The sequence below is a fragment of the Collinsella aerofaciens ATCC 25986 genome, from assembly GCF_964237925.1.
Classification (GTDB): domain Bacteria; phylum Actinomycetota; class Coriobacteriia; order Coriobacteriales; family Coriobacteriaceae; genus Collinsella; species Collinsella aerofaciens_BJ.
This window is the reverse complement of record NZ_CAXSKI010000014.1, coordinates 55,548-64,651: the sequence shown is the minus strand read 5'-3', so window position 1 is coordinate 64,651 and position 9,104 is coordinate 55,548. Positions and strand designations below refer to the sequence as shown.

The following is a 9,104-nucleotide window of genomic DNA, read 5'->3' as shown; positions in this document are numbered from 1 at the left end:
TGGGAGCCTCCCAACCTCGTTGCGGCGCGGCTGCGCCTATGGCACTTCAACATCATTGTCGCAGCCCCGACCCGCGGCCACGAGCGGGGGCTCCTATCTTTTTAGTGCCCTCGGATTGGGTCATAGTGTCTGTCTTTTAGGGCTTTGTTTTTTCGCCCCTTTATGTTTCGCAAGGACTTTCGCACGCGCATTTATGCGCATATTATTGCGCGATAATGCGTGTAACGGCGCAAACATGCGCAAACTATGGCTAAATAGTGACTGAAAAGCAAATAGACACGCAAATACGAGCAAATACGCGCGCAATTGTGCGAATATAGGGCTGTTAGAAATGAAGAACCTTCGATGACTCAGGAGGCACATGATGGCAGATTCCAAACAGGCTCCGCTCGACGCCGAGGCAGCCGCAAAGGCGGCGTTTGCCTCGGTCCAGGATCAGCCGTTCCCCGATGATATCTTTACGGCCCCCGAGCTCCGCTGGGCCGTGATCGGGTGCGGCGTTATCGCCAACCAGATGGCCCAGTCCCTCGCTCTGGCCGGCCGCAAACTCGCGGGTGTCGCCAACCGTACGCTGTCCAAGGCCCAGTCTTTTGCCGAGCAGTATGGCGTCGAGAAGGTGTACGAGACGGTTGAGGACCTCTACGCCGATCCGGACATCGACGCCGTCTATATCACCACGCCGCACAACACGCATATCACCTATCTGCGTGCCGCGTTGGCCGCCGGCAAGCATGTGCTCTGCGAGAAGGCCATTACCCTTAACTCTGCCGAGCTCGACGAGGCCCGTGCCATCGCCGACGAGCACAACGTGGTCCTTATGGACGCCACCACGGTGCTTCACATGCCGCTGTATCAGGAGCTGCGCCGTCGCATGGATGCTGGCGAGTTTGGCCACATGAATCTCGCTCAGCTCAACTTTGGCAGCTACAAGGAGTACGGCGATCTGACCAATCGTTTCTACAACCGTAGCCTTGCCGGCGGCGCCATGCTCGACATTGGCGTGTATGCGCTCTCCGTCATGCGCCTGTTTATGGCCAGCCAACCCGCCGAGGTCGTCTCGCTGGGCAATACCTGCGAGACTGGCGTTGACGTTGCGGGTGGCATTGTCTGCCGTAATGCTGAGCAGCAGCTGGGCGTCGTGAGCCTTACGCTCCACTCCAAACAGCCCAAGCGCTCGGTCATCAGTTTCGATAAGTGCTATATCGAGGTCAACGAGTATCCGCGCGCCGACCATGCGACCATCGTGTGGACTGCGGACGGTCACCGTGAGGAGGTCCACGCTGGCACCGAAGCCTACGCACTGTGCTACGAGATGGCCGACCTGGAGAAGGCCGTTGCTGGCGATGATTCGAAGCGCGAGCTTCTAGGCTATGCTTCTGATGTTATGGATCTGATGACCAAGCTCCGCGCCGATTGGGGAGTCGTGTACCCCGAGGAGGAGTAAGCGATGCTTGCGGAAGATAGGCTCAACGCGATCGTGTCGATGGTGCAGCAGGCCGGCTCGGTTACCGTGCCGGAGCTTGCTGAGGCCCTGGGCGTGACGGCGTCTACCATTCGGCGCGACCTGCAGACGCTCGACCGCGCACACCGTATCGCCAAGGTACACGGAGGCGCGACGAGTCTGGAGCGCGCGCATGTGACGCGCGACCTGACGATCGGCGAGCGCAGTGATCTCCATAACGATGACAAGGAGCGCATCTGCGCCCGTGCTGCGGCCCTGGTGGAGCCCGATAGCTTTGTGTATATCGATTCGGGCTCCACGACCCTCAAGCTCATCGAGCATCTTCCGCGCCTTGAGGGCGTCACCTATGTGACTGATTCCGTGCTTCACGCTCAGCATCTCGCCCTGCGCGGGATGCGCACCGTTGTGCTGGGCGGCGAGCTCAAGCCCGAGACCGAGGCGCTCGTCGGCCCCGATGCCTTGGCAACTCTGGACCGCTATAACTTCAACTGCGGCTTTTGGGGTTCCAATGGCATCGCCGCCGAGCAAGGTCTCACCACACCGGATATCGAGGAAGCGCAGGTCAAGCGTGTCTCGATGCGCCATACCGCCAAACGCTTCGTAATCTCGGACGCCAGCAAATTTGGCATGGTGGCGCCCGTCAAGTTTGCGGACTTCCGCGACGCAACGATTATTACCGCGGGTGAGGTGCCAGCCAAGTACCAGTCGATGGACAACGTCATCACGGTCTAGCGATGGGACAAGGCCAAAACCACCACAAAGGTGCCTGTCCCCATTGTGGTGGTTAGTAACGAAAACCGAATAGTTTTCTCAATAGAAAAGCGGCAACGTCCATTACGGGCGTTGCCGCTTTCGTTGTCTACCGGTTTAGTCTAAATCTGTAACATCTGGGACCGATTTTGCCGAGTCATTGTTACAGATTGAGATTTTCCCTTAAGGGGGATTCGAATGTCTCGATCTGTAACAGATAGACCGGAAAATGGGCTCTAACTGTTACAGATCGAGACGTTTTGGGACCGCGGCTGGGCCATTGCGGCAAAACCACCACAAAGGTGCCTGTCCCCATTGTGGTGGTTTAGGGCTCCCAGGGGCAGGGGGCTTCGATGTGGATGTGCTCGCCGGTTACGGGATGCGTAAAGGACACGCTGTGGGCATGGAGCATCAGGCCGCAGGGACGCGGCGTGCCGTAGAGCTCGTCGCCAACCAGGGGATGACGCTCGCTTGCCAGGTGCACGCGGATTTGGTGCTTGCGGCCGGTGAGCAGCTCGACATCGATATACGAGCGCGTGGGCAGGCCACGACGGCTCTTAAGACGCTTGAGCACCTTCACGCGCGTTTGAGACGGCTTGCCGCTGGCGCCGACGCGCATCTTGCGGCTGTCGTGGCGGTCGCGGGCGATGGGCTTGTCGATGAGCTTTTCGTTCCAGTCGATCTTGCCCTCGGCGAGCGCCAGGTAGTGCTTTCCGAATGCGTGGTCGATGACCATCTGGTCAAAGGCGGGCTGCGTCTGCTTGTCGAGCGAAAACAGCACTACGCCGGTGGTGTCGCGGTCCAGGCGGTTGAGCGGCTGCATGTCGGTCGCGGCAAAGCCGTCGCCCATCGCCAGCAGCAGGTCGCTGGCGTAGTCGGTAAGCGTGCGCTCGCCGGTGCCGTCGCCGTGGACGATCATGCCGGCGGGCTTGTCGATGGCCATGAGCCAGGCGTCGCAGTAGAGGACTTGAGGTTCTTCGTTCACGTGTAAGCCTTTCGGTTAGCTGATTCCCACAAACATGCAGCCCGAGGTCGCCCCGCGCAGACGGGCGGCGGGCTTACGGCCGGCCTGCGCTGCTTCGATGGCACGACGGACGCGGGCGACGGCACGGCCCACCTCATCCGTCTCGAGCAGCGTTCCGTCTACCATGAGACGACGCACGCCGGCATCGAGCAGCTGAGGGACCTGCGGCGTGAGGTCGATGGGGTAGGCATCGTACAGGCGAGAGCGGCCGTGGATGTCGGTGCGGACGGGCATGACCTTTCCGTCGATATTCTTGAGCGAGAGCTTGCGGGCGCGCAGGCGGCAGTTGGCGCAATCGTGGATGCAGCCGTTGGCAACCTGCAGAATGCAGTGCTCGCTTGTCATGACGCGCGGGCGGCCAAAGACGGTGATGCCCAGAGCCGCGGGCGCGGCGGCGCCGAGCGAGACAATCTCGTCGAGCGTGATTTCGGGCGAGAGCCAAAACGCACCGGCTCCGCGCTCGGCAAGCGCCTCCATGCAGGGCGTGTTGTGCACCGGCAGGCAAGAGCGAATCTCGGCCGTGGCGCCGGCATGCGCGGCTACGGCGAGCTCGGAGATATTGCCGACGGCGACGGTGGCTCCAGCATTGATCCAGAGATCGACGCGCTCGTGGTCGACGGCGCGGCAGACCTCGTCGAGTACAGGCACGATACCCTGCTCAAATGCATCGGCGGGGGAGAGCCCGGCCGCATCGAGCGCGTCGGTGGTCATGTAGATGCGCGTTGCACCCTCCACGCGCGCTGCCTCGGCGGCTTCGAGCGAGGTGACGGCGGCGCAAATCTGCGGCTCATCGCGGTAATGCTCGGGCGCGGGGCGGGAATCACTGGTTACAATCGCCGGCAACTCGAGCGTTTTCGCACGCTCCTCGTACGGTGCCAGAATGGCCTCCTCGAGCGCTTTACAGGCGGCGGCGCGCACCTTGTGCACGGCGGAGAAGCCCATACCGCAGCCGGCGTCGAGCGAAATGTCAAAGCTCGCTGCCTCAAAGGGCGAAGAGCCCATGCGGCCCACATGCTCAACCAGGTCTGCCGCCTCGACGGCGCGGGTCTTGGCGGCCTCGACGGTAAAGCCGGTGGCGGTGGCGGTAAGCGCGGGGTCGTCGCAGCAGGTGAGCGTAACGGTAAACGGCTCGCCCAGACGCGCCACGACGGACACATCTACGGCGCGGCGGCGCAGCACATCGCGCTTGAGCGCGGCGCCGGCAGCGTCAATGGCGCGTTGACTGCGAATCACGCGCACACGGCAACCCTCGGGCATGCTACGGGGCACGCGGCACTCGATGATATCGCCGGCTGCGGCATCATCGGCGGCAATGGTGGTCAGGAATTGGTCGAACTCATCGTCGTGGCGAAGCTCCAGCAGGTCGCCCTTGCCCACGGGCTCAAACAGCTCAATACGGGCGATGGCGGCACGTCGACGGCGGTCGTCGGGCTTGAGGCCTCGCACATCGCGGTTGGCCGGGCGGCTGCCCAGCACCGTGCCCACGATCTGGCCGCGGTTGTTGGAGCGCTCGTAGCTCATCATCTCGTCGCCCGAGGTGCCGTCCTGATAGGCGTGCGTAAAGTCGCGGTTGAAGCAGCGCTTGAGCTGGCGCTGGCGGGCGGCTTCCTCGTCCTTGGCAACGGCGACCCCTGCCAGCATGTCATCAATTTCGTGACGATACACATCAACGATGGAGTACACGTAATCGGGCGCCTTCATGCGGCCCTCGAGCTTGAGCGATGCGGCACCGGCGTCATACAGACGGCGAACAAGCTGCGAAGTGTTGGTGTCGCGCGGGCATAGCGCGCGCTCGCGGCCGGCGGGGGAGAGCGCGCGGCCGTTCTCGTCGATCAGCTCGTAAGGCAGGCGACAGGGCTGAGCGCACATGCCGCGGTTGGCCGAGCGGCCCGCCATAGCAAAGCTCGACAGCAGGCACAGACCCGAGTAGCAAAAGCAGATGGCGCCGTGGCTAAAGACCTCAAGGTCCACATCGGGCGCGGCATCGTGAATGGCGGCAATCTCGTCGATGGAAAGCTCGCGCGAGAGGGTCACGCGGTCGGCGCCCTGCTCGCGGCACCAAAGGGTTCCGCGGTCGTCATGGATGTTCGCTTGGGTCGAGATATGCGTCTCGATGCCGGGCATGGTGCGCTTGACCTCAAAGAACAGGCCCCAGTCCTGGATGATGAAGGCGTCGGCGCCCAGCGTGGAGCAGCGATGGATGAGTTGCAGCGCATCGCCCATCTCGGACTGCTTGATGACGATGTTGACCGTGACGTAGACGCGCGACCCGGCCAGGTGTGCAGCACGGCAGGCCTGCTCAAAGGCCTCGTCGGTAAAGTTGGTGGCCTTGCGGCGGGCGTTGAAGCTGCCCATGCCGCAGTAGATGGCGTCTGCCCCGGCGGCGAGTGCGGCGGCAAAGGGCTCGGGCCCTCCGGCGGGCGCCAAGAGCTCGGGTCTGCGGTTGGTGGTTCGACTGGCGGTTACGGTCATATCCTGCCTTTCAAAATGCTCAGATACTCAAAAGTATAGTGGTGCTGTTGCGGCGGACGAGCCCTGTGGCCCAAGCAGGATAAAGTCTTCAGCAGCCCTTGCAGCAAAAATGATCCGTTTCCCTCCGTCCCCTATGGATCACCTGATCCGATGGGGACGGAGGGAAACGGATCATTTTGAGCTTCACCGTCCGGTCGTGCCGTTCAGCGGTCGACAGGCGCCGTTGAGCGATAAAATATTCTCGCAACGTGATAATAATCTTGCATCGCGCGGAAACCTTGAGTACTATCCCAAATCAAGCGCGGTGTTCAGACCGAATTGTGCCTCCCGGTGTGAACGCCGCGCTCACGCTCTCTATCTGATCGTAAGGAGAAAAACATGAGCAAGACCGTCGTGTCTTCCGATAACGCACCTGCAGCCATCGGCCCGTATTCCCCCGGCATCCAGACCGGCAACATGGTGTTCCTGTCCGGCCAGCTGGGCATCGACCCCGCAACCGGCAAGATGCCCGAGGGCGTCGAGGCCCAGGCTAAGCAGTCCCTTGCTAACGTCGAGGCCCTGCTGACCGCTGCCGGCGCCACCTTTGCCGATGTCGTCAAGACTACGGTCTACCTGGCCGACATCGCCGACTTCGCTGCCGTGAACGAGATCTACGCTTCCAAGTTCGAGGCTCCGTTCCCCGCGCGCAGCGCTTTCCAGGTTGCCGCTCTTCCGGCCGGCGGTCTGGTCGAGATCGAGGTCGTCGCCGCTCTCTAAGACGCTGGCGAAAACAAAACATGACATGCAAAAAAGACCCTGCAGTGCGTGTGAACTGCAGGGTCTTTTGTCAAGCGATGCGACAAAAATGATCCGTTTCCCTCCGTCCCCAAGGGTTAACGTTTAGCCTTCCTTGCGGACTTTTTGCAGGTAGCGGTAGACGCTGGGCTCCGAGATACCCAGCGCGGTGGCGGCGCAGGCCACGGCGCCCTTGAGCATAAACACCCCGTTGCCGTTGAGGTGGCGAATGACGTCAACGCGGTCGCTCTGACCAAGCGACGCTACATCCAGCCCGCGCGCGCTCAGCAACTCGGAAATACTGCGGTCGATGAGCTCCTGCGTAGACTCCGAAAGACTTTCGACCTCGATAGACGCGGGCTCCGACTGCCTTGGCACAGCGTCGAAGCAGGCCATGAGCTGCTGAGTCATGGCGTTGATGGAGCGTATCGTGGAAAGATCGGTGTTGACGCAAAGCATGCCGACGATCTTGTTGTCCTCACGGATAAAGTACGTCGCCGACTCCAGCGTCTTGCCACCGGCACCGCGTCCCTCGTAGCCCGTAATAAACGGCAGGTCGCGATACTTGGCGTCGTGCATGATCTTGAGTGCCAGATCGGTGGCGGGACCGCCGACCTTGCGGCCGCTCACGATGCCGTTGCGAATATCGACGATGGCGTGGTCGGGATCCGAGAAATCGTGCAGCACGATTTCGCTGTTTTTGCCGAGTATCTGCTCCAGGAAATCGACCATCGGCAAAAAGCGACGTACGGTCTCGTTCACGGGCAACTCCTTTTGGTTCTATCGAAGTGTTCATAACAATTTTTTATCATGGTAACACGCTGCTCATCATCTCGTATATCCGCAGGTACATTGCGTAATACAGACGAACGGTAGGAATTTAGCGGTAAACGGTTGACCAAAAGAAAAGTAAGATGTTATTTTGACCAGACACTTTCCTGACCTGCGGAAATGCGTTATCTCAGCTGAAGAATAGTCTGATAACAAAAAATTATTATTGAGAATGAGAATCATCTTTAATACGATATGCAACGAAGGCACAACCTCAACCCCGCACTGCGTCACAATAGAGCGTTAGATGCGAAAACAACTATTTCGAGGATTGGTGGTCAAATGACCCAGGAGACGGTTACGAACGGCACTGAAGCCCTGTTCACTCGCGAAGGCGTGCCTCCCGTTAAGGAAATGATCCCGTGTGCCCTTCAGCACGTACTGGCATCGTTTGCCGGCATCATTACCCCGGCGGTCATCATGGCCGGCGTCTACGGCTTTAATAGCCAGCAGAGCACCGACATCATTCAGGTTGCGCTCATTCTTTCGGCAATCGACACGGCCCTTCAGGCCTTCGCTCCCTTCCGTCGTATCGGCGGCGGCCTGCCCATCGTCATGGGCGTTTCGTTCGCGTTCCTGCCGGCCCTGCAGGCCATGGGTGCCTCGGGCTTTAGCTTTGGTGCGTTGCTGGGCGGCGAGATCGTCGGCGGTGCCGTTGCGGTCCTTTTTGGTCTGGCCTACAGCAAGATTAAGTGGCTGTTCCCGCCCGTCGTGACCGGTACGGTCATCTTCTCCATCGGCGTTTCGCTGTATCCCACGGCCGTCAAGTATATGGCCGGCGGTATGGGTACGCCGCTGTGGGGCACTCCGCAGGCCTGGTGCGTCGCTCTTATCACCTTCGCCGTGGTCTTTGCGCTCGCCAACTTTGGCAAGGGCACGCTCAAGCTGGGGTCCGTGTTCTTTGGCATGATCGTTGGCATGATCGTTTCGATCCCCTTTGGCATGATCGACTTCTCCAGCGTCGCCACCGCTCAGGTCTTCGCCCTTCCCAAGCTCATGCCCTACGCGCTCGAGTTTGATCCCGAGGTCTGCATTACCCTCGCCGTCGTGTTCCCCATGGTTGCCATCCAGGTTATCGGTGACGTGTCCGCCGCCTGCCTGGGCTCCATCGACCGTATGCCCACCGAGCGCGAGCTCTCCGGCGCTATCGTGTCCCAGGGCCTCACCTCTATGGTCGGCGGCCTGCTGGGCGGTCTTCCCACCAGCGCCCTTGGCCAGAACGTGGGCATCATCTGCTCCAACAAGGTCGTCAACAAGTGGGTCTTTGTGATCATCGCGGCCGTCTTTGCCATCGCCGGTCTGTTCCCGCAGCTTTCTGCCGTCCTTTCCGCTATCCCGCAGCCCGTCATCGGCGGCGCGACCGTCGGTGTCTTTGGCACCATCACCATGAACGGCGTGCGCATGTTCACCCGCGAGGGCCTCACGCAGCGCACTACCACCATCGTCGGTACCTCCGTCGTCTTTGGCCTGGGTATCTGGATGGCCAGCGGTTGCCTTGCCGGCGAGGGTATGCCCGCCTGGGTGTCCACCGTCATCGGCTCCAATGCCGTAACCCCCACCGCCATCATGGCCATTGTCCTTAACCTGATCCTTCCGCAGACGCCGGTCGTGGCTCAGCACATCGATGCTGCCAAGGACGCTGCCGTGGATCTGGTCTTGCCCGAGAGCAAGAAGTAACCAATTCGGTGCTATTCGTCGGCGGACGCATCGCCTCGTCCGCCGACGCCATGCGGCGCCAAGCCGCACTTCAAAGGGCTTGTCCCTTTGGTGAAGCGTTGACGGGAGAGGGCC

General features: G+C 61.0%; 7 protein-coding genes. 4 read left to right on the top strand and 3 right to left on the bottom strand.

The features are described 5' to 3' along the window. Positions 1–364: 364 nt before the first annotated feature. Entirely contained in the window at positions 365–1,444 is a 1,080-nt protein-coding gene (locus tag ACESWY_RS07660) for a Gfo/Idh/MocA family protein (RefSeq protein WP_373093806.1), read from the top strand. A 3-nt stretch (positions 1,445–1,447) separates the two neighbouring features. After that, positions 1,448–2,194 carry a DeoR/GlpR family DNA-binding transcription regulator gene (locus tag ACESWY_RS07655; protein WP_373093808.1) on the top strand — a complete coding sequence of 249 codons (747 nt, stop codon included), beginning with the start codon at positions 1,448–1,450 and terminating at the stop codon, positions 2,192–2,194. 343 nt (positions 2,195–2,537) lie between these two features. Here the strand turns inward: ACESWY_RS07655 and ACESWY_RS07650 are convergent, their stop codons facing one another. Continuing rightward, entirely contained in the window at positions 2,538–3,197 is a 660-nt protein-coding gene (locus tag ACESWY_RS07650; RefSeq protein ID WP_373093810.1) for an RluA family pseudouridine synthase, read from the bottom strand. 15 nt (positions 3,198–3,212) lie between these two features. Beyond that, positions 3,213–5,708, bottom strand: a complete 2,496-nt coding sequence (locus tag ACESWY_RS07645; protein ID WP_373093812.1) for a U32 family peptidase — start codon at positions 5,706–5,708, stop codon at positions 3,213–3,215. A 378-nt stretch (positions 5,709–6,086) separates the two neighbouring features. On the opposite strand from ACESWY_RS07645, the gene ACESWY_RS07640 reads away from it, so the two are divergent. Continuing rightward, on the top strand, positions 6,087–6,464 hold the full coding sequence (locus ACESWY_RS07640) for a RidA family protein (RefSeq protein WP_035137477.1): 378 nt from the start codon (positions 6,087–6,089) through the stop codon (positions 6,462–6,464). Between the two features lie 123 nt (positions 6,465–6,587). Here ACESWY_RS07640 and ACESWY_RS07635 read toward each other — a convergent pair whose 3' ends face one another. Beyond that, complete coding sequence (locus ACESWY_RS07635; protein WP_373093814.1) at positions 6,588–7,244, bottom strand: helix-turn-helix transcriptional regulator; 657 nt, start codon at positions 7,242–7,244, stop codon at positions 6,588–6,590. A 351-nt stretch (positions 7,245–7,595) separates the two neighbouring features. Here ACESWY_RS07635 and ACESWY_RS07630 point away from each other — a divergent pair, with 351 nt between their 5' ends. Continuing rightward, positions 7,596–8,990, top strand: coding sequence for a uracil-xanthine permease family protein (locus ACESWY_RS07630; protein WP_373093815.1), 1,395 nt, complete (start codon positions 7,596–7,598; stop codon positions 8,988–8,990). The last annotated feature ends 114 nt before the right edge of the window (positions 8,991–9,104 follow it).